The organism is Pantoea sp. EEL5 (assembly GCF_049892805.1).
Lineage (GTDB): Bacteria > Pseudomonadota > Gammaproteobacteria > Enterobacterales > Enterobacteriaceae > Pantoea > Pantoea ananatis.
In genome coordinates, this window is record NZ_JBNDNJ010000002.1 from 1 (window position 1) to 19,609 (window position 19,609).

Below are 19,609 nucleotides of genomic sequence, written 5' to 3' on the forward strand. Positions count from 1 at the left end.
GTTGAAGACGACGACGTTGATAGGCCGGGTGTGTAAGCGCAGCGATGCGTTGAGCTTACCGGTACTAATGACCCGTGAGGCTTAACCTTACAACGCCAGAGGCGTTTTGGTAGAGAGACGATTGAATTTTCAGCATTGTTTACCGGATAAAGAATCTGCGGAAACGAAAGATTTTGCGGCGTGACAGGGCGCAGCGCGAAGACATCAGCGGGAGCATACTGAAGTATGTGACCGGTGTGGCTGAGCGATGGCAACGCGGTCACGATGTAAAAGATTCGTTTCGGCACAAAGAATTTGCCTGGCGGCTGTAGCGCGGTGGTCCCACCTGACCCCATGCCGAACTCAGAAGTGAAACGCCGTAGCGCCGATGGTAGTGTGGGGTCTCCCCATGCGAGAGTAGGGAACTGCCAGGCATCAAATTGAAGGACCTGCACGTAACCTCGGGCAGTTCACTACTCAGTAGAGTAGGACAAAAGCGAACGCTTTTGAACGCTGCGAAGCAGCGGCCCGAAGGGTGAATCACAGCGTGATTCATAAACTGCCAGGCATCAAATTGAAAGACCCGAGCATCAGCATAACAGTGCCGGGAGTACCTGTTGCGTGCTGATATGGCTCAGTTGGTAGAGCGCACCCTTGGTAAGGGTGAGGTCCCCAGTTCGACTCTGGGTATCAGCACCAGTTATATATGGCTAGAGTTCGGCAAATAAAGAATTTGCCTGGCGGCTGTAGCGCGGTGGTCCCACCTGACCCCATGCCGAACTCAGAAGTGAAACGCCGTAGCGCCGATGGTAGTGTGGGGTCTCCCCATGCGAGAGTAGGGAACTGCCAGGCATCAAACAGAAAAGCCCCGTACGAAAGTGCGGGGCTTTTTTACGTCTGCAACGCGGTAAAAAGCCAATACTGAGCCGATTATGGCGCGCGGAAGGCCCCCTTTGGGCACTGAAAACTTTCGAATGCTCCTTTCCATATGAATAAAACGCCGGCTAAAAACCGGGCAACTGAGCTCAAACAGGGTTGTTAGCGTAATGAAACGCGATTATAAGCAACGCTGGCAGCTGAGGCGTTGTGCAACCACAGTTAACGCAGTGCGATTATTCGCGTAGCAGAAGAATATTATGCTGAGCGTCATCGGGGGAAACCGCACCTCCGTCGTAGACGAAGATGCGGGAGAGATAAGAGGGGTTAGTGGATAACCTGGGACAGGAAAGCGCGGGTACGCTCTGACCGAGGATTAGCAAAAAACTCCTGCGGAGGAGCGACTTCCACGATCTCACCGCGATCCATAAAGATCACTCTGTCGGCTACCGTACGGGCAAAGCCCATTTCGTGCGTCACACAAAGCATTGTCATACCATCTTCGGCCAGTCCAATCATCGTATCGAGCACTTCCTTCACCATCTCTGGATCCAGAGCAGAGGTCGGCTCATCAAACAGCATGATTTTAGGCTTCATGCATAGCGAACGTGCGATAGCTACGCGCTGCTGCTGTCCCCCAGAAAGCTGGCCGGGAAACTTATGCGCATGTTCCTCAATACGAACACGCTTGAGGTAGTGCATAGCAAGCTCTTCGGCTTCCTTTTTGGCAATTTTACGCACCCACATGGGCGCCAGCGTGCAGTTCTGCAAAACGGTAAGATGAGGGAAAAGGTTAAAATGTTGAAACACCATACCGACCTCGGTACGGACCCGCTCAATGTTGCGCACATCATCATTCAAATGAATACCATCAACCACAATACGGCCCTTCTGGTGTTCTTCAAGATGGTTGATGCAGCGAATTGTGGTGGATTTGCCTGAACCTGATGGACCACACAAGACGATACGTTCCTGGGGTTTAACCTGAAGATTAATATCTTTCAGCACATGGAATTGCCCGTACCACTTGTTCACATTTTCAAGCGAAATCATCGCATTGGTTGAATCAGTTATTATTTGTGTCATAGAAACCTCAGTGCGATTTGCGCCCGGTGTGAAAACGTTTTTCCAGATACTGGCTGTAACGCGACATGCTAAAACAGAAAATCCAGTAGACCAGCGCGGCAAAGACATAGCCTTCAGTAGACATGCCTAGCCAGGCGGGATCGACGGTAGCCTGCTGCACGCTACTAAACAGATCGAATAAACCAATAATGATGACCAGGCTGGTATCTTTGAATAACGCGATAATGGTATTCACCAATCCTGGAATAGTCAGCTTTAAGGCCTGCGGAAGGATGACCAGCATTTGCGTCTTCCAGTATCCCAGAGCCAGCGATTCAGCAGCTTCATACTGCCCCTTAGGCAAGGCTTGCAGTCCACCACGTACCACCTCTGCCACATAAGCCGACTGGAACAAGATCACGCCAACCAGTGCACGCACCAGTTTGTCGATGGTCGTTCCTTCTGCCATAAACAACGGCAACATGACCGAAGACATAAACAGAACGGTTATCAGCGGCACGCCGCGCCAGAACTCAATGAAAATCACTGACAGCGTTCGCACCACCGGCATCCGGGAGCGTCGTCCCAGCGCCAGTAAAATCCCCAGCGGTAAGGCGCCAGCGATACCAACGGATGCAATGATCAGCGTCAGCGTAAGCCCACCCCATTGACGGGTTTCCACCCGGTCCAGCCCTAAGAAACCGCCATACAACAGAAACCAGACAACAAGGGGATAGCATACTGCCCATGCGGCAATGTAGCGTCCACGGTAAGGCAGCCGTTTAATAAACATCGGCACAATGGATGCCAGCCCAATGACCAGCGCCAGGTTGATGCGCCAGCGCAGTTCATGTGGATAAAGCCCATACATAAACTGGCCAAAGCGGGCATGAATAAAGACCCAACATGCCCCCTCTTTCGTACAGTCTGCGCGTGTTGTGCCAAACCAGTTTGCATCGAAGATCAGCCAGTTCAGAGCAGGTGGAATCACATGCCAGATAAGCCAGATGCAAAGCAGCGTCAGAAAGGTATTAAACCACCCTGAAAACAGATTTTTGCGCGCCCACAGCCAGGCCCGGCTCAGCGGTGATGAGGCTATCTGCGGTGTTTCGTGTGTAGTGACAGACATAGTTATCCCGTTCTCTTAACGCTCAACCAGCGCGATTTTGCGGTTGTAGAAGTTCATCAACATTGAAATCAGCAGGCTGATAATCAGATAGACGCTCATGGTGATAGCAATGGTTTCGATGGCCTGGCCGGTCTGATTCAGGACCGTTCCGGCAAACAACGACACCATATCGGGATAGCCAATTGCCGCAGCCAGAGAAGAGTTCTTCACAATATTCAGATACTGGCTGGTAAGGGGAGGAATGATCACGCGCATCGCCTGAGGGATAATAACCTGACGCAAGGTGACCGGATTGGGTAATCCCAGCGAGCGGGCCGCCTCATGCTGCCCATAGGGCACAGCCTGAATACCTGATCGAATGACTTCCGCAATAAACGAGGAGGTATAAATCGACAGCGCCAGCGTCAGTGCCGCCAGCTCAGGAATCATGACGAAACCGCCCCTAAAGTTAAAGCCGCGTAACTCAGGAATGTCCCAATGCATGGCTGCGCCAAAGCCCAGATGTGCAATGAAGGGAAAGAGTAACAACATCAAAATGGCGACAGGCCAGGTGCGACGAAATTGACCGGTTTTAAGCTGATGCTGACGGTTGAAGCGGAACAGGGCGTAACTCGCGACAACAGCCAAAACGAGGGCAAAAACAAATGGCCAGCTTCCCGGTGCATAGGTCGGCCAGGGCACATACAGGCCACGGTTGCTGACGAAAGCCAGATCGAAAGCATTGAGCGCCTGACGGGGGCCGGGCAGGTTACGTAATACCGCAAAATACCAAAAGAAGATCTGGAGTAAGGGGGGAATATTGCGGAAAGTTTCAATATATATATTGGCGATTTTACGCAGTAACCAGTTATCTGACAGGCGTGCCAGGCCGATAAAAAACCCCAGAACAGATGCAAAAACAATACAGAGAGCCGAAACCAGTAACGTATTGGTCAGCCCGACCAGAAAGACGCGTGCGTAGGTGTCACCCTCAGTGTAGTCAATAAGATGCTGAACAATGCCGAAACCCGCATTGCGCTCCAGAAAACCAAACCCGGAAGTAATACCGCGATTAGCGAGATTGATAACGGTGTTGTGGATAAGGTAGCCCACCACAGCAACTACAATAATGATCGCAACTATCTGGTAAAGCCAGGCTCGAACCGTGGGATTACCGAACGAAAAATCCCTTTTCACGGTTGGGCGTTGTGACATTTTTAAACCTCAATAACAAAAGCTTTGCTGGGGCACCGTAGAAAACGGTGCCCGACGGGTTGAGGCGCGATTAACGTACCGGTGGCGCGTACTGAATACCGCCCTGATTCCAGAGTGCATTCTGGCCACGAGCGATTTTTAACGGGCTGTCTTTACCGACGTTGCGATCAAAACTTTCCTGATAGTTACCTACTTGTTTAATGATGTTGTAAGCCCATTTGTTATCCAGCTTCAGGTCTTTGCCGAAATCACCTTCAGCGCCCAGCAGGTGAGCCATATCAGGTGTTGCCGGTTTAGCCGTCATTTCATCAACGTTTTTGGAGTTGATGCCCATCTCTTCGGCGTTCAGCATGGCGAAAAGCGACCACTTAACAATGGTGAACCAGTCATCATCACCGCGACGTACAAGCGGCCCCAGTGGTTCTTTAGAAATCACTTCAGGCAAGACGATAAAGTCGTCTGGCTTACCTAATTTAATGCGCAGGGCGTACAGCTGAGACTGGTCAGATGCCAGCGTATCGCAACGACCGCTGTCCAGTGCCTTAGCGGATTCATCTGAGCGATCGAAAGTGACCGGCGTGTACTGCATTTTGTTGGCTTTGAAGAAGTCAGCGACGTTCAGCTCGGTATCGGTGCCCGCCTGAATACAGACGGTCGCACCGTCGAGTTCTTTCGCGCTCTTCAGACCCGCTTTCTTGTGGGTCAGGAAGCCAATGCCGTCGTAGTAGTTGACGCCGGTAAACATGAAGCCCATGCCGCCGTCACGTGATGAGGTCCAGGTGGTGTTGCGAGAAAGCACATCGACTTCGCCGGACTGGAGCGCGGTAAAACGCTCTTTTGCCGTCAGCGGGGTGTACTTCACTTTTGTGGCGTCGCCAAATACGGCAGCCGCGGCAGCACGACAGATATCCACATCAAGGCCGGTAAATTTGCCGCTGGCATCCGCATAAGAGAACCCCGGCAGGCCATCGCTGATCCCACACTGAATGAAGCCTTTCTTTTTAATCGCATCGAGTGTAGGGCCTGCATGGGCCTGCTGAGCAACGGCAAGCAGAGAAGCCGCAGCAACCAGAGTAGAGAGCATCATCTTTTTCATAAAGCATCCTGTGTGGCATGTCATGTTGTGTTGTTATGTATTGCGCACTTTATTGTGCGTCCTGTCTGTGGCGAACGGCCCCCCACGACTTTGCAAAGCCAGTGCCAGGTTTGCAGAATCCTGAAGTCACCTGAAAGATCGGGTAATAATCTGAATTATCTGGAAGGCTGCGTTAATATGACGCACCAAAAGGAAGCATTTCGAGTCGTAGGGATCACATTTAGTGCAAAATGTTTCACTATTTAGCAACATTGTGAGCAGCGTTGCATGTGCTGACTGCAAGCAGGGTGCTCGTTGCGAAAAAAGTAAAGCAGGCTCACACAAGGCCGCTATAGCGGGGCTGAGAGGCTGGAAACGGGAAAAAACAGGGATGGAAATGAGGACGATGTGAAAAAGGCAGCCCGTTAAAAATCACGCTGGCGACTGCAACTACAGTTACCATATTTGACGCAACTGTTTCACAAGTTTTAAAACAATTTGTGTGTCAGGGCACAAATAAAAACGCCAGCCCTGAGGCTGGCGAGATTAACGGCCTGAACCTGAATCAGTTCATGCCGTATTTTTTCAGTTTCTTACGCAGCGTACCGCGGTTGATACCCATCATCAGGGCAGCACGGGTCTGGTTGCCACGGGTATACTGCATCACCATGTCCAACAGAGGCTGCTCGACTTCAGCCAAAACCAGCTCATACAGGTCACTAACATCCTGACCATTCAGTTGAGCAAAATAGTTCTTCAGTGCCTGTTTAACCGAATCACGCAAAGGTTTTTGAGTTACCTGATCCTGTGAGTTAACGGTAGAAACGGTCAGTACGTCAGAATTTACGCGTTGTTCGAACATAGTTCTTTCAGCTCTTTATTTCGTTACGCAAGATTTTCGAAGTATGCCTCCAACGCCTCCAGCTGTTCGCTGGCATCCTCAATGGCGTTGAATGTGCGCCGAAACTGGTCATTTGGGGCATGTTCCTGGAGATACCAGGAGACGTGCTTTCGCGCTATACGGTATCCCTTGCCTGAACCGTAAAAGTCGTGCAGCTCACGTATATGCGAAACAAGCAAACGCTTGACCTCTGCCAGTGGCAGCGGGGCAAGCAGCTCCCCAGTGTCCAGATAATGCTGGATTTCCCGGAAGATCCACGGTCTTCCCTGAGCAGCACGTCCTATCATCAGAGCATCGGCTCCGGTGTAGTCGAGCACTGCTCTGGCTTTATGCGGGTCAGTTATGTCTCCATTCGCGATAATCGGAATAGAAACACTCTGCTTAACTGTCCGAATACTGTCGTATTCAGCGTCTCCGTTGAACAGGCAGGCACGAGTGCGGCCATGTATCGTCAAAGCCTGAATGCCACAGCGTTCAGCCAATTGGGCAATCGCGACACAGTTTCTGTTTTCTGGATCCCATCCGGTACGGATTTTCAGCGTTACCGGGACATCAACAGCATTTACCACGGCAGAGAGAATTGACTCTACTACTGAGGGATACTGCAGTAAGGCGGAGCCCGCCATTTTGCGGTTCACCTTTTTCGCCGGGCAACCCATATTAATATCAATAACCTGTGCACCAGCATCAACATTAATACGTGCAGCCTGGGCCATCTCACTGGGATCACAGCCTGCAATCTGGACGGCACGAATGCCGGGTTCATCACTGTGCACCATGCGTAAACGAGATTTGTCACTGGCCCAGACTTCGGGGTTCGATGACAACATCTCAGAAACCGCCATTCCTGCACCCATCTCGTGACAAAGCGTTCTGAAAGGCCTGTCGGTAATACCGGCCATCGGCGCTGCAATCAGTCGATTTCTCAGCTGGAGGTTTCCAATGCGCATGAAGTCGTAATGCCATACTGTGTCTGCAAGGCGGCGTATATTACGCATTTTTTTATGAAGATGAAAGGCCAAACTTTGAACAATTCACAAGAAAACCGCTTTTATCCTGCACTGACCCTGTTGATAAGGATAAATAACAAGATAAATCAGTAGATTAAGTGTTTGTGTTTATTTTGTGAACAAAGGTTTTTCCGACGAAGATTCGGTATTCACCAGATAAAAAACGTCACATACCGTGATTAACGATACAAGCAGCGGTTTTATCAACCACAAAGACTGCGCCACAGGAGGGTTTAGCCTCAGCCGATTGCAATCGCGGCTCTGGGTGAAACACTGAACGGACAGTAACGAATGTTTAACAGCCCTGCCGATCCGCCAGGGCTGTTGTTGGTAGCTGCAATGCCTGAAAGGCTAAGCGGTTTTAACGCCTGTAATACGACACCACTCTTCCTTGACTGCAACGGGATCGAGCGCAAAATGCGTCCTGTAAGCTTCACAGACGCTTTCAGCCTGGCTCTCCAGTACGCCTGACAAACCAAGATGCCCGCCAGATTTAGGCAGGACACCAATAAGCGGTGCCAGCTCGCGGAGCGGCCCGGCCAGGATATTCGCGACCACGACATCAGCCTGCAGGTTTTCCGGCTGCTGATGCGGCAGATACAGGGATAAACGATCGGCCACCCCATTGCGCTCGGCGTTGTCGCGGCTGGCCTGGATCGCCTGGGGATCGATATCAATACCGATAGCCTGCGCCGCCCCAAGTTTAAGCGCCGCAATTGCCAGGATCCCTGAACCGCAGCCAAAATCGATCACGGTTTTACCCGCGAGATCCAGGCCGTCGAGCCACGTCAGGCACAGCGAAGTGGTGGGGTGCGTGCCGGTTCCGAACGCCAGGCCGGGATCGAGCATCACATTGACGGCATCGGGGTCGGGTACATCGCGCCAGCTTGGACAGATCCACAAACGCTCACCGAACCGCATAGGATGGAAGTTTTCCATCCATTCACGTTCCCAGTCTTTGTCTTCGATCTGCTCGATCTTGTGACGGAAATTCTCGCCGAGCAGCGGATGTTGAGACAGTTCCGCAATCACGCCATCCATGTCGCTTTCAGCGTCGAACAATCCGATAACGTCGGTATCACCCCATAAACGCGTTTCACCCGGCATAGGTTCATATACCGGCGTATCGTTTGTGTCCTGAAAGGTCACAGACACGGCACCGACTTCCATTAGCGCGTCGCTCAGTCCTTCCGCGTTTGCGCCAGAACTGTTAATTTTGATTTGAATCCAAGGCATAACGTCTCTCTTAATTCAGTGTTGTGGTGCATCAACCGCATGCGGTAAGCGCCCAAACAGGTTGCCGACCAGGAATGCCAGCAGACTTAACATTAATGACGGCACAATGGGATGAAAACCCCATAGTTGCAGACCAAAGGTTGCCAGAACGGCATAACATCCTCCGCCCACCACCATGCCGCTGACAGCGCCGGCGGCGTTAGCGCGCTCCCAATATAAACCCAGCACCAGCGGCCATAAGAACACGGCTTCCAGACCACCAAAAGCCAGCAGGTTGAGCCAGATAATCATGTCTGGCGGATGCCAGGCGACAAACAGCAGTATGACACCCAGCAAAAAGGTCACCGTTCCCGATAATATTCGCAACCGCGGCTCATTATCGATTTGCTGCGGTGCAAGGCGCAGGTAGAGATCTTTCACCAGCGTAGCGGAGGCCTGCAGCAACTGGGCATTGATAGTGGACATGATCGCCGCCATCGGCGCGGCTAAAAACAGCCCGGCAGCCAGTGGTGGTAGCACGGTGATCATCAGCGTAGGGATAACGCTGTCCGGCACGGTCAGGTCAGGTAATACCGCGCGTCCGAGCGCCCCGGCCAGATGCATTCCCAGCATCAGGAGCACAACAACAATGGTGCCAAGCACAATAGCCCGGTGTACCGCTTTACTGTCCTTGTAAGAGATACAGCGAACGGCGGTGTGCGGCAGGCCGATGACGCCAAAGCAGACCAGCACGATAAACGAGCTCAGGAACGTGGGCGTAATAATATCGCCCGGTCCCTCCGGCGACAGCAGCTTGGGATCGATGGCGTGCAGTTTATCGACGGCCGAGTGAATACCGCCAGCGTGGTGAATAACGGCAAACAGCAGTAAAAACGTGCCTATCAGCATCACCACGCCCTGCATCGCATCATTCAGCACACTGGCGCGGAAGCCGCCGAAGGCCGTATAAAGCGCTATTGTACCGCCAAAGATCAACAGGCCGGTGTCGTAAGGGATCCCGGCAGCGGTTTCCAGCAGACGCGCGCCACCAATAAACTGCACGGCCATCGCGCCCACGAAGGCAATCAGCAGGCTCAGGCTAGCTAACCAGACCAGCAGCGTACTGCCATAGCGTGCATAGAGCATATCGTTAAGGGTCACGGCGTTGTGCTTGCGCGCCAGAATGGCAAACTTTTTACCCAGCACGCCTAACGACAGCCAGACAGCAGGCACCTGTACCATAGCCAGCAGCACCCAGCCCAGGCCATACTTATAGGCTGCACCCGGCCCGCCGATAAACGAGCTCGCACTGATATAGGTGGTCGTAATGGTCATTGCCAGGACAAATCCGCCCATTGAGCGGCTGCCCAGGAAATACTCAGTCAGGAAATTTCCCTGGCGTTGTTTTCGCATCGCAAAGACGGAAAGGCCCGCGATAACAGCCAGATAAGCCAGCAGTGGAAGAATGATTTCAGTATTCATTTTCATCCTCCAGCGACATATTCCGGAAGATTTTACGCACCATCATCCAGCATAAAAAAATGAACAGTAGGGGGGCAAAAAGACAGGAGAGCTCAAACCAGCGAGGTAAGCCGGTCAGGCCAGTGGCATTTCCCCCTAACCAGGCAGAACCGCCCCAGACGGCTAACCAGGCCAGCGTCAGATAGAGTGACCAGCGAGCTTCTTTATGAGCCTGTAAATAACGCGCGTCCATAGTGTGACCTCAACGCCAGCGGGAAAAGAAAAAGGCCGGAATATCCGGCCTCAGACTGACTCAGCGTGGCGATTACTTCTCGTGCAGGCCAAGCTTTTTCTCCAGATAGTGGATATTGGTTCCACCCTGCTGGAAGTTCTCATCGGACATGATTTTCATCTGCAGTTCGATGTTGGTTTTGATACCGTCGATAATCAGCTCCGCCAGGGCATTTTTCATACGTGCAATGGCGATATCGCGGGTTTCACCGTAGGTGATTAACTTGCCAATCATGGAGTCATAATAAGGCGGTACGCTGTAACCGGCATAAATATGAGATTCCCAACGCACGCCAAAACCACCCGGCGCATGGAAGCGGGTGATTTTGCCCGGGCTTGGCAGGAAGCTAACCGGATCTTCCGCGTTGATACGGCACTCGACCGCATGACCGCGAATAATCACGTCTTCCTGCTTGATTGACAGCGGCTGACCCGCAGCAATACGCAGCTGCTCTTTAATCAGGTCAACGCCGGTGATCATCTCGGTAACCGGATGCTCAACCTGGATACGGGTGTTCATTTCAATGAAATAGAACTCGCCGTTTTCATACAGGAATTCAAACGTACCTGCCCCGCGATAGCCAATATCAATACAGGCTCGGGTGCAACGCTCACCGATGAAGGAACGCAATTCTGGCGTGATCCCCGGTGCTGGCGCTTCTTCCACGACCTTCTGGTGACGACGCTGCATTGAACAGTCGCGTTCGCCCAGATAAATGGCATTGCCCTGGCCGTCGGCCAGTACCTGAATCTCGATATGGCGTGGATTCTCCAGATACTTTTCCATGTAAACCATGTCGTTGTTGAAAGCCGCTTTGGCTTCCGCTTTCGTCATGTTGATGGATTGTTCCAGATCTTTATCGCTACGCACAACGCGCATGCCGCGACCGCCGCCGCCGCCAGAGGCTTTGATAATAACCGGATAGCCGATGCGCTTGGCGAAGGCACGGTTTTTTTCCATGTCATCGGTGAGCGAGCCATCGGAACCGGGGACGGTAGGAACGCCCGCTTTCTTCATCGCGGTAATCGCGGACACTTTATCGCCCATCAGGCGAATGGTATCGGCTTTCGGACCGACGAAGATAAAGCCAGAACGCTCAACCTGCTCAGCAAAATCGGCGTTCTCAGAAAGGAAGCCGTAGCCGGGGTGAATCGCCACCGCGCCGGTGATCTCAGCGGCAGAAATCAGCGCCGGGATGTTGAGGTAACTTTTGACCGACTGCGCCGGGCCGATGCAAACCGTTTCGTCTGCCAGCAGCACGTGCTTCAGGTCACGATCCGCGCTTGAATGGACCGCTACAGTCTTGATGCCCAGTTCTTTACAGGCACGCAGAATGCGCAGCGCAATCTCACCGCGGTTAGCAATAACAATTTTATCCAGCATGGTTCGCCCCGTTATTCGATGACAACAAGTGGCTCGTCAAATTCTACCGGCTGACCACTTTCCACCAGAATGGCTTTAACAACGCCAGACTTATCCGCTTCAATCTGGTTCATCATTTTCATGGCTTCAACGATGCACAGCGTGTCACCTGCATTGACTTTCTGACCCACTTCCACGAACGCTTTTGCATCCGGGCTTGGTGTGCGATAGAAGGTCCCTACCATTGGTGAACGTACGATGTGGCCGCTGATCTCAGCAGGCGCGGCTTCTGCAACGGCGGCAACAGGTGCAACGGCTGTCGCCAGAGCAGGCTGTTGAGCAACCGGCGCGGCATAAGCCTGTTGCATCATTGGGTAACCGGTATTTGCAGGTGCGCGACTGATGCGAACAGACTCTTCGCCTTCGGAGATTTCCAGCTCAGAAATGCCAGATTCTTCAACCAGTTCGATCAGTTTTTTAATTTTACGAATATCCATGAATGGGGTTCCGTACTCAGTTTGATTAATTAGTATGAGACAGGCGCTTTACTGCCGTTTGCAATGCCCACGAGTAACCGTCAGCGCCAAGCCCACAAATGACGCCAGCAGAGACATCAGAAAAATAGGAGTGATGGCGAAAAGGCTCGCGACCGTGCACATTTGACAGGTGAACTTCGATAAAGGGAATATTCACCGCTAGCAGCGCATCACGTAATGCTACGCTGGTATGCGTAAACGCAGCAGGATTGATCAGGATATAATCCACATTGCCTTTTGCCTCATGAATGCGATCAATAAGCTGAAATTCAGCATTGGATTGCATATGGCTTAATCTTACATTCAGCTGGTCTGCCTGATGGCTCAAATCGGAAACGATCTGATCCAGGGTGACATCCCCGTATTTTTCAGGCTCGCGCGTCCCTAACAGATTAAGGTTGGGACCGTTCAAAAGCAGAATATGTAATTTGTCGGCCATCTTGCTGCCATCTCCCGCAATCATTGAGGCATCGCGTAAAATACCTTGCCGCTTTCCATTTGTCACCCGTCACAGTAAAAAAGAAGCGTCATATCGCAATAAAGCCGGGCATTATATCCGTTTCGTGGCATTTCGCAGCAAAATACTGGTCTTATCTGCGAAGTTGATCGTGTGCGGCCTGTGGACCCCATTTTTCGCAGACGTTCGGAGAAGCGCAGGGGCTAACGCGGCCACCATTTAATGAACTTTTTATAGCGCCAGGCTAACAGGATCAGGGCGAAAAGCGCGTAGATGACAGGCTGGGGAGAAAGGATTTTTACCGACCATATGTAGTGAATTGGGGCCAAAATCGCGACCAGATAAATCGCGTTGTGCAAGGTTTGCCAGCGTCTGCCCAGTTTTCGCTGCATGCGTTGAAAAGAGGTCACCGCCAGCGCCAGCAGAATAAACCAGCAAATAATTCCCAGCGTGAGATAGGGGCGTGAAATCAGTTCGCTACCGAGCAGACCAAGGTTGTTAATGCCCAGTTCCAGCAGGTAGTAGCTGGTTAAATGCAGGCTGGCCCAGAAAAAAGTCCAGATCCCCAGCAGCCGTCGGGTGCGAATGAGTAAAGGCTGTTTGGCGATGCGCGTTAACGGCGAGACAAGCAGCGTCGCCAGTAGCAGTTTCAGCGCCATACGGCCGGTAAAATGCTGGATATCTTTGGCGGGATCGGCGCTAAGACCGCCCTGCATAGCGGCCATAATCAAGTAAACCAGCGGTAAGAAAGCCGCCAGATGTAGCAGGACTTTAAGCCAGCCGATCTGCTTTATTGTCAGGCGCACTCAATAATTCTCCCGCAAATCCATACCGCGATACAGCGACGCGACCTGATCGGCATAACCGTTGAAGAGTAATGTTGGCTGACGATCCACATTAAAGCTGCTGCCCGGACCAATAAAACGCTCGGTCGCCTGCGACCAGCGTGGATGATTAACATGCGGATTAACGTTGGCATAGAAGCCGTACTCGTTATCGGCAATCTGGTTCCAGGTCGTCGGTGGCTGATCATGCGTCAGCGTGATTTTCACAATGGACTTGATGCCCTTGAAGCCATATTTCCACGGGACCGTCAGGCGAATCGGGGCACCATTCTGCGGGGGCAGCGCTTTACCGTAAACGCCTGTCGTCAGAATCGTGAGGGGATGCATGGCTTCATCCAGACGTAAACCTTCTACATAAGGGTAATTTAGCCCGCCGCCGATAAAGCGATCTTTTTGACCAGGCATCTGATCGGGAGCATAAAGCGTCTGGAAAGCGACAAAACGCGCTTTGCTGGTGGGTTCTGCCAGCTTCAGGAGTTTATTGAGTTCGAAACCTATCCAGGGCACCACCATCGACCAGGCTTCAACGCATCGCATCCGATAGATACGCTGCTCCATGGCAAAGCGTTTGAAGATATCATCCATATCTAATGTGATGGGCTTTGCCACTTCGCCTTCAATCGTCAGCTTCCAGGGATCGGTCTTTAGCGTCCCCGCATTGGCGGCCGGATCGGCTTTATCAAGGCCAAACTCATAGAAATTGTTATAGCCCGAAACCTTGTCTGCAGGCGTCAACGGCAGGTTAGCCTGGTATTGTGCAGGTTTGGTAAAGTCCAGAGGGCGGCCTGCGGGCGCGGGTGGGCGGTCATTGCCTTTAAACCAACTCAGAATATCGGCGTTGGCCATGCCGGGAATGCTGATAGCGGCAGCGCCCAGACCCAGGGTCTGAAGCACGCGACGACGATTCATATTAAAGATGTTTTCTGGCGTTACATCAGCTTCAGTCAGGCGTTTTTTCAGCGTCATCGTCTCTTCTCCGGCTCGATTTTCATCATCAGCATGATGACTATTACTTAAGCTGGCGAATTTTGCCGCAAAAATGTGAAATTTCCTGGTAAACCCTTCCAATGAGAATGCGCTGAAAAAAGGATAATTAAGCGCTCTGGGCCTTTCTCAACGGTATACTTCGGCTTCATGCACGACCTCGCTGCCGCCGGGAACAATTTGTGTTATTTTTCTCAAAATTTCTCCCGGCGGACGGGCAGAGGGGCGGCGTGATTCGGCTACAACCGTAGTGAAACAGGCACAGGGATGCGATTAACTACCAAACTTTCTGCATTTATTACATTTATTAGCGTACTGGCAATGGTTTTAATGCTGGTGGGCTGTGCTTTTAGCGTTTTCTGGCTCACGCATCAACGCGTTGAAAATCGCGTACAGGTTTTGGCAACGGAAGTGGATAAAGTCTTGCTAAAACAGCCGCCCGATGCGTTAGAAGCCTGGCTTGCGCCGGTCTTACCCGTCATCAACGCTGAGCAATTATCTTTATACAATGGCCGGCAGAATGTTTTTACGCTTTCCCGCCACGAAAACCAGATGCTGCAACATCAAAAAAACCGCTACATCCACTTTGACATTGCGCTGATGCATCAGCCGGGTATGCGTTTGCAATTGACGATACTTGACCCGGCACAAACCTGGCTACGATCTATTCCCACCACCTATACGCTTGCCGCCCTGATGCTGGTGGTGCTGATTATGGCGGTGACGCTGTTCATCACCCATCGCTGGCTGGTAAGACAATGGCGCGGAATGGAACAGCTGGAGAGCCGGTCGGCATCAATACTCAGCGGCGCGCGCCAGCTTTATCGCAGGAAGCATGCTGATGAGTGGCCGCCCAAAGCCAGCCGGGCAATTGACGTGTTGCTCTCCGATTTACAGGAAGCCGGTGAGCAGCGTGTGCGCATTGATACCTTAATTCGTACCTTCGCTGCACAGGACGGGCGGACGGGGCTGAATAATCGCCTTTTCTTCGACAGTCAGCTGGCAACGCTGCTTGAAGATCAGGAAGATGTTGGCACGCATGGCGTGGTCATGATGATCCGTTTTCCTGAACTTGATACACATGATGATTCACTGGGGCCCGTGCTGGTCGAAGAGTATCTCTTCAATGTCGTGAATATGTTGTCGACCTTTGTCATGCGTTACCCCGGCGCACTTCTGGCCCGCTATTTTCGCAGCGATTTTGCGGTCTTACTGCCGCACCGCAGCCTGAAAGAGGCTAACAGCATCGCCGATCACCTCATCAATGCGGTCGATGCCCTGCCGCCTATGCGCATGGTCAACCGGGACGATTTTATCCACATTGGTATCAGCGCCTGGCACAGCGGACAGACGGTGCCCCAGGTCATGGAAAACGTTGAAATGGCCACGCGTCGGGCAACCCTGTCGGGCGGAAACAACTGGTCCAATGGCGCAGGAAATCCCCTAGATGGCGGGCGCGGCAGCGTTCGCTGGCGTACTCTGCTGGAAAATACCTTAAGTCGCGGCGGCCCCCGGTTATATCAAAAGCCCGCCGTGGACAGAGAGGGTAAGGTGCGGCATCGCGTTCTGCTCACGCGCATTTTTGACGGGGATAAAGAGGTCCTGTCGGCAGAATATATGCCCCTGGTTCAGCAGCTCGGTATGGCTGAGAACTGGGACCGGCAGATGGTATTACGCGTTGCCGCACTCTCTGAACTTTGGCCGGAAGAGACGCTGGCGATCCCCGTTAACATTGAGTCGTTGCTGAAACGTCCCTTTATTGCCTGGTTGTACACGATGTTGCTGCAGTGCCCAAAAAGTCAAAGAAAGCGATTTTTATTTGAACTTGCAGAAGGGGACGTCTGTCAACACATCAGCGATTTGATTCCCGTATTTCACGCATTGCAGGCGTTCGGTTGTCGCATCGCCGTTAATCAGGCGGGTTTGACGGTGGTCAGCAGTGCCTATATCCGGCAGTTACCGGTTGAGTTGATCAAGCTGGATGCGGGTTTAGTGCGTAATATTGAGCGCCGTACAGAAAACCAGCTGTTCGTGCGAAGCTTACTGGATGTTTGCAAACCCACCGGGACGCAGCTGTATGCGACTGGTGTGCGAACGCACGCAGAGTGGCAGACTTTGGTCGGGTTAGGTGTAGAAGGTGGTCAGGGTGACTTTTTTTCACCTTCACAACCGGTTAACAGTAACGTAAAAAAGTACTCCCAACGTTACCGTTTTTAATCGTTTGACCGGTTTCAGGGTTATCGCCTGCGCTTTTGGTGAATATGTGACAATAAACAGGCAGAATAATGCGCCTGAAATGTTAGATTTTATGTCGGAGTAAAGTTAAGAAAATTCTTTAACATGCCGCTCTGATGCCGTGGTATCGCTGTTCCGCTCGTGTGCGTAACAGGCATAAATGATGTAAAGCGAATGCAGTCTAATTTTTCACCGAAGCAGAACGTTTTTGCGCCTTGTGGCAGCTTCGTGTGGTTGGTAAAGTAAGCGGATTTTATTTTCCGCCTCCAGCTTGCAGGATTATCCTTTAGTATGTTTAAAAAATTTCGTGGCATGTTTTCAAATGACTTGTCCATTGACCTGGGTACCGCGAACACCCTGATTTATGTAAAAGGACAAGGCATCGTGCTGAACGAGCCTTCCGTGGTTGCTATTCGCCAGGATCGTGCCGGTTCACCAAAAAGCGTGGCGGCAGTAGGTCATGACGCCAAACAGATGCTTGGCCGTACGCCAGGCAATATCGCAGCTATTCGTCCAATGAAAGATGGCGTTATCGCCGATTTCTTTGTGACGGAAAAAATGCTGCAGCACTTCATTAAGCAGGTTCACAGCAACAGCTTTATGCGTCCAAGCCCGCGCGTGCTGGTCTGTGTGCCAGTTGGCGCTACCCAGGTTGAACGTCGTGCGATTCGCGAATCGGCCCAGGGCGCTGGCGCCCGCGAAGTTTTCCTGATTGAAGAGCCGATGGCGGCCGCGATTGGTGCTGGCCTACCGGTTTCCGAAGCAACGGGTTCTATGGTCGTCGATATCGGTGGTGGTACCACTGAAGTCGCCGTTATTTCCCTGAACGGCGTCGTGTACTCGTCATCCGTCCGTATCGGCGGTGATCGTTTCGACGAAGCCATTATTAATTATGTGCGCCGTAACTATGGTTCACTGATTGGTGAAGCCACGGCAGAACGCATCAAGCATGAGATCGGCTCGGCTTATCCGGGCGATGAAGTGCGCGAAATTGAAGTGCGTGGACGTAACCTGGCGGAAGGTGTGCCACGCGGCTTTACACTTAATTCCAACGAGATTCTTGAAGCCCTGCAAGAGCCTCTGACCGGTATCGTCAGTGCAGTCATGGTTGCGCTGGAACAGTGCCCGCCGGAGCTGGCATCTGATATCTCCGAGCGCGGTATGGTACTGACCGGTGGTGGTGCGCTGCTGCGTAACCTGGATCGCCTGCTGATGGAAGAAACCGGTATTCCTGTGGTCGTCGCGGAAGATCCCCTGACCTGCGTGGCTCGCGGTGGCGGTAAAGCGTTGGAAATGATCGACATGCATGGCGGCGATTTATTCAGCGAAGAATAATTGCCTCAACCGGCTGGAATCGTTGTAACAGTGCGCAGGGAGTAGCGTGTAAACCGGCGCTGCGTGCATCGGTATGATGTGACCAGCCCAGGAAAGTGCGGCCCGCCCGTACTTTCTTACCTTGTAGTCGAGGAACACGCAGATTATATGAAGCCGATTTTTAGCAGAGGGCCTTCTCTGCAATTGCGTCTATTTCTGGCGGTGATTGTGGCGATTGCCATTATCATCGCTGATAGTCGCGTGAGTTCATTTACTCAAATACGCAACTATCTGGACACGTCGGTCAGTCCGTTTTACTTCCTGGCCAACGGGCCGCGCCAGCTACTTGATGGCGTGTCAGACACGCTGGCTTCTCGCCAGCAGCTCGAACTGGAAAATAAAGCGTTACGTCGAGAGCTTTTTCTGAAGAACAGCGACCTGCTCATGCTGGGGCAATATAAGCAGGAGAACGCGCGCCTCCGCGAGCTGCTGGGTTCCCCACTGCGTCAGGACGAGCACAAGATGGTGACCCAGGTGATCTCTACCGGCACCGATCCTTACACCGATCAGGTCGTGATCGATAAGGGCAGTGCGAATGGCGTATATGAAGGCCAGCCGGTTATCAGTGATAAAGGTGTGGTCGGTCAGGTGATTGCCGTAGGCCAGTTCACCAGCCGTGTTCTGTTGATTTGTGATGCATCACATGCGCTGCCTATTCAGGTGCTGCGCAATGACATTCGTGTCATCGCAGCGGGCAATGGTTGTACGGAAGATCTGCAGCTGGAGCATCTGCCGGGCAATACTGACATTCGCGTTGGTGACGTGCTGGTCACCTCTGGCTTAGGTGGCCGTTTCCCTGAAGGCTATCCGGTGGGTGTTGTGTCATCGGTCAAGGTTGACACACAGCGCGCCTACACCGTCATTCAGGCGCATCCTACCGCGGGTCTGCAACGTCTGCGTTACCTGCTGCTGCTGTGGGGCGCGGATCGCAAAGGCGAGATGCCGATGGCACCTGACGATGTTCATCGGGTAGCTAATGAACGGCTGATGCAAATGATGCCGCAGGTTCTGCCTCCCGCCGGTGAAATGGGCCCTCCTGCGCCTTCAGCGCAGAACACCACTCCGGCTTCGGGCAGTAGCGAAAGCGCCGCACAGGGTTCCGCTTCGCGCTCACGCGGAGGCCAGAATTGAGTCGATATCGCAGCCAGGGTCGATGGGTTATCTGGCTGTCCTTCCTTATGGCCTTTATTCTGCAAATCATGCCGTGGCCGGAACAGATCTATATGTTCCGGCCATCATGGCTATTGCTGATTCTCGTCTATTGGGTTCTGGCGCTACCGCACCGTGTCAACGTCGGAAGTGGTTTTCTGCTGGGAGCGATTATGGATTTAATCGCGGGTTCGACGCTCGGCGTTCGGGCGTTGGCGCTGAGCATCATCGCCTATCTGGTCGCATTTAAATTCCAGCTATTCCGTAACTTAGCGTTGTGGCAGCAGGCGTTAATGGTTATGGTGCTGTCATTAGCAATGGATGTGATCGTCTTCTGGGCGGAGTTTCTGGTGATCAACGTCTCATTCCGCCCTGAAATTTTCTGGAGCAGTGTTGTCGACGGGATTCTCTGGCCGTGGCTATTCTTATTAATGAGAAAGATCCGCCGTCAGTTCGCTGTTCAATAAGGA

Annotated in this window: 18 protein-coding genes, 1 tRNA gene and 3 rRNA genes; 8 read left to right on the top strand and 14 right to left on the bottom strand. The window is 52.4% G+C overall.

The annotated features are described in order from the left end of the window. The 4 genes from ACPXSQ_RS11515 to rrf (ACPXSQ_RS11530) all read left to right on the top strand — a co-directional run. Nucleotides 1-89: ribosomal RNA gene (locus ACPXSQ_RS11515) — 23S ribosomal RNA — on the top strand; the annotation flags it as partial. Between the two features lie 208 nt (nucleotides 90-297). Next, nucleotides 298-413 (top strand): 5S ribosomal RNA (gene rrf, locus ACPXSQ_RS11520). Nucleotides 414-602: 189 nt separating this feature from the next. After that, nucleotides 603-678: transfer RNA gene (locus tag ACPXSQ_RS11525), tRNA-Thr, on the top strand. A 37-nt stretch (nucleotides 679-715) separates the two neighbouring features. Then, nucleotides 716-831: ribosomal RNA gene (gene rrf, locus ACPXSQ_RS11530) — 5S ribosomal RNA — on the top strand. Nucleotides 832-1,182: 351 nt separating this feature from the next. Here rrf (ACPXSQ_RS11530) and ACPXSQ_RS11535 read toward each other — a convergent pair. The 14 genes from ACPXSQ_RS11535 to msrP all read right to left on the bottom strand — a co-directional run bounded on the left by ACPXSQ_RS11535 (nucleotide 1,183) and on the right by msrP (nucleotide 14,363). Continuing rightward, nucleotides 1,183-1,941: an amino acid ABC transporter ATP-binding protein gene (locus tag ACPXSQ_RS11535; RefSeq protein WP_013027445.1), complete on the bottom strand. Its 759-nt coding sequence runs from the start codon at nucleotides 1,939-1,941 to the stop codon at nucleotides 1,183-1,185. 7 nt (nucleotides 1,942-1,948) lie between these two features. Further along, a complete protein-coding gene (locus tag ACPXSQ_RS11540; RefSeq protein WP_014594746.1) occupies nucleotides 1,949-3,049 on the bottom strand; it encodes an amino acid ABC transporter permease in 1,101 nt (366 codons plus the stop codon). 15 nt (nucleotides 3,050-3,064) lie between these two features. Next, the gene (locus ACPXSQ_RS11545; RefSeq protein WP_014594745.1) at nucleotides 3,065-4,243 is read right to left on the bottom strand and encodes an amino acid ABC transporter permease; all 1,179 of its coding nucleotides are present in this window, start codon (nucleotides 4,241-4,243) and stop codon (nucleotides 3,065-3,067) included. Between the two features lie 70 nt (nucleotides 4,244-4,313). Continuing rightward, on the bottom strand, nucleotides 4,314-5,339 hold the full coding sequence (locus ACPXSQ_RS11550; RefSeq protein WP_014604880.1) for an amino acid ABC transporter substrate-binding protein: 1,026 nt from the start codon (nucleotides 5,337-5,339) through the stop codon (nucleotides 4,314-4,316). A 544-nt stretch (nucleotides 5,340-5,883) separates the two neighbouring features. Continuing rightward, entirely contained in the window at nucleotides 5,884-6,180 is a 297-nt protein-coding gene (gene fis, locus ACPXSQ_RS11555) for a DNA-binding transcriptional regulator Fis (protein WP_003855228.1), read from the bottom strand. A gap of 23 nt (nucleotides 6,181-6,203) precedes the next feature. Next, nucleotides 6,204-7,169 (bottom strand): tRNA dihydrouridine synthase DusB, encoded by a 966-nt coding sequence (gene dusB, locus ACPXSQ_RS11560; RefSeq protein ID WP_014604881.1) that lies wholly within the window; start codon nucleotides 7,167-7,169, stop codon nucleotides 6,204-6,206. Between the two features lie 411 nt (nucleotides 7,170-7,580). Further along, on the bottom strand, nucleotides 7,581-8,465 hold the full coding sequence (prmA, locus tag ACPXSQ_RS11565) for a 50S ribosomal protein L11 methyltransferase (protein ID WP_014604882.1): 885 nt from the start codon (nucleotides 8,463-8,465) through the stop codon (nucleotides 7,581-7,583). 15 nt (nucleotides 8,466-8,480) lie between these two features. Continuing rightward, nucleotides 8,481-9,926 carry a sodium/pantothenate symporter gene (gene panF / locus ACPXSQ_RS11570; RefSeq protein WP_022622401.1) on the bottom strand — a complete coding sequence of 482 codons (1,446 nt, stop codon included), beginning with the start codon at nucleotides 9,924-9,926 and terminating at the stop codon, nucleotides 8,481-8,483. Continuing rightward, nucleotides 9,916-10,158, bottom strand: coding sequence for a YhdT family protein (locus tag ACPXSQ_RS11575; RefSeq protein ID WP_014594741.1), 243 nt, complete (start codon nucleotides 10,156-10,158; stop codon nucleotides 9,916-9,918). Before ACPXSQ_RS11575 ends, panF begins: the two co-directional genes overlap by 11 nt. A gap of 72 nt (nucleotides 10,159-10,230) precedes the next feature. Continuing rightward, the gene (accC, locus tag ACPXSQ_RS11580) at nucleotides 10,231-11,580 is read right to left on the bottom strand and encodes an acetyl-CoA carboxylase biotin carboxylase subunit (RefSeq protein ID WP_013027437.1); all 1,350 of its coding nucleotides are present in this window, start codon (nucleotides 11,578-11,580) and stop codon (nucleotides 10,231-10,233) included. A gap of 11 nt (nucleotides 11,581-11,591) precedes the next feature. Next, nucleotides 11,592-12,056 carry an acetyl-CoA carboxylase biotin carboxyl carrier protein gene (accB, locus tag ACPXSQ_RS11585; RefSeq protein ID WP_013027436.1) on the bottom strand — a complete coding sequence of 155 codons (465 nt, stop codon included), beginning with the start codon at nucleotides 12,054-12,056 and terminating at the stop codon, nucleotides 11,592-11,594. A 25-nt stretch (nucleotides 12,057-12,081) separates the two neighbouring features. Next, a complete protein-coding gene (gene aroQ / locus ACPXSQ_RS11590) occupies nucleotides 12,082-12,534 on the bottom strand; it encodes a type II 3-dehydroquinate dehydratase (RefSeq protein WP_024472015.1) in 453 nt (150 codons plus the stop codon). 221 nt (nucleotides 12,535-12,755) lie between these two features. After that, nucleotides 12,756-13,358 (bottom strand): protein-methionine-sulfoxide reductase heme-binding subunit MsrQ, encoded by a 603-nt coding sequence (gene msrQ, locus ACPXSQ_RS11595; RefSeq protein ID WP_013027434.1) that lies wholly within the window; start codon nucleotides 13,356-13,358, stop codon nucleotides 12,756-12,758. Continuing rightward, nucleotides 13,359-14,363 carry a protein-methionine-sulfoxide reductase catalytic subunit MsrP gene (msrP, locus tag ACPXSQ_RS11600; RefSeq protein WP_014604885.1) on the bottom strand — a complete coding sequence of 335 codons (1,005 nt, stop codon included), beginning with the start codon at nucleotides 14,361-14,363 and terminating at the stop codon, nucleotides 13,359-13,361. A 285-nt stretch (nucleotides 14,364-14,648) separates the two neighbouring features. Here msrP and csrD point away from each other — a divergent pair, with 285 nt between their 5' ends. The 4 genes from csrD (at nucleotide 14,649) to mreD (ending at nucleotide 19,606) form a co-directional block, all read left to right on the top strand. Continuing rightward, the gene (gene csrD / locus ACPXSQ_RS11605) at nucleotides 14,649-16,598 is read left to right on the top strand and encodes an RNase E specificity factor CsrD (protein WP_426143827.1); all 1,950 of its coding nucleotides are present in this window, start codon (nucleotides 14,649-14,651) and stop codon (nucleotides 16,596-16,598) included. Between the two features lie 309 nt (nucleotides 16,599-16,907). Beyond that, nucleotides 16,908-17,951: a rod shape-determining protein MreB gene (gene mreB, locus ACPXSQ_RS11610; RefSeq protein WP_003855260.1), complete on the top strand. Its 1,044-nt coding sequence runs from the start codon at nucleotides 16,908-16,910 to the stop codon at nucleotides 17,949-17,951. A gap of 147 nt (nucleotides 17,952-18,098) precedes the next feature. After that, complete coding sequence (gene mreC, locus ACPXSQ_RS11615) at nucleotides 18,099-19,121, top strand: rod shape-determining protein MreC (protein ID WP_014594736.1); 1,023 nt, start codon at nucleotides 18,099-18,101, stop codon at nucleotides 19,119-19,121. Next, nucleotides 19,118-19,606 (top strand): rod shape-determining protein MreD, encoded by a 489-nt coding sequence (mreD, locus tag ACPXSQ_RS11620; RefSeq protein WP_006120976.1) that lies wholly within the window; start codon nucleotides 19,118-19,120, stop codon nucleotides 19,604-19,606. Before mreC ends, mreD begins: the two co-directional genes overlap by 4 nt. Nucleotides 19,607-19,609 lie beyond the last annotated feature (3 nt).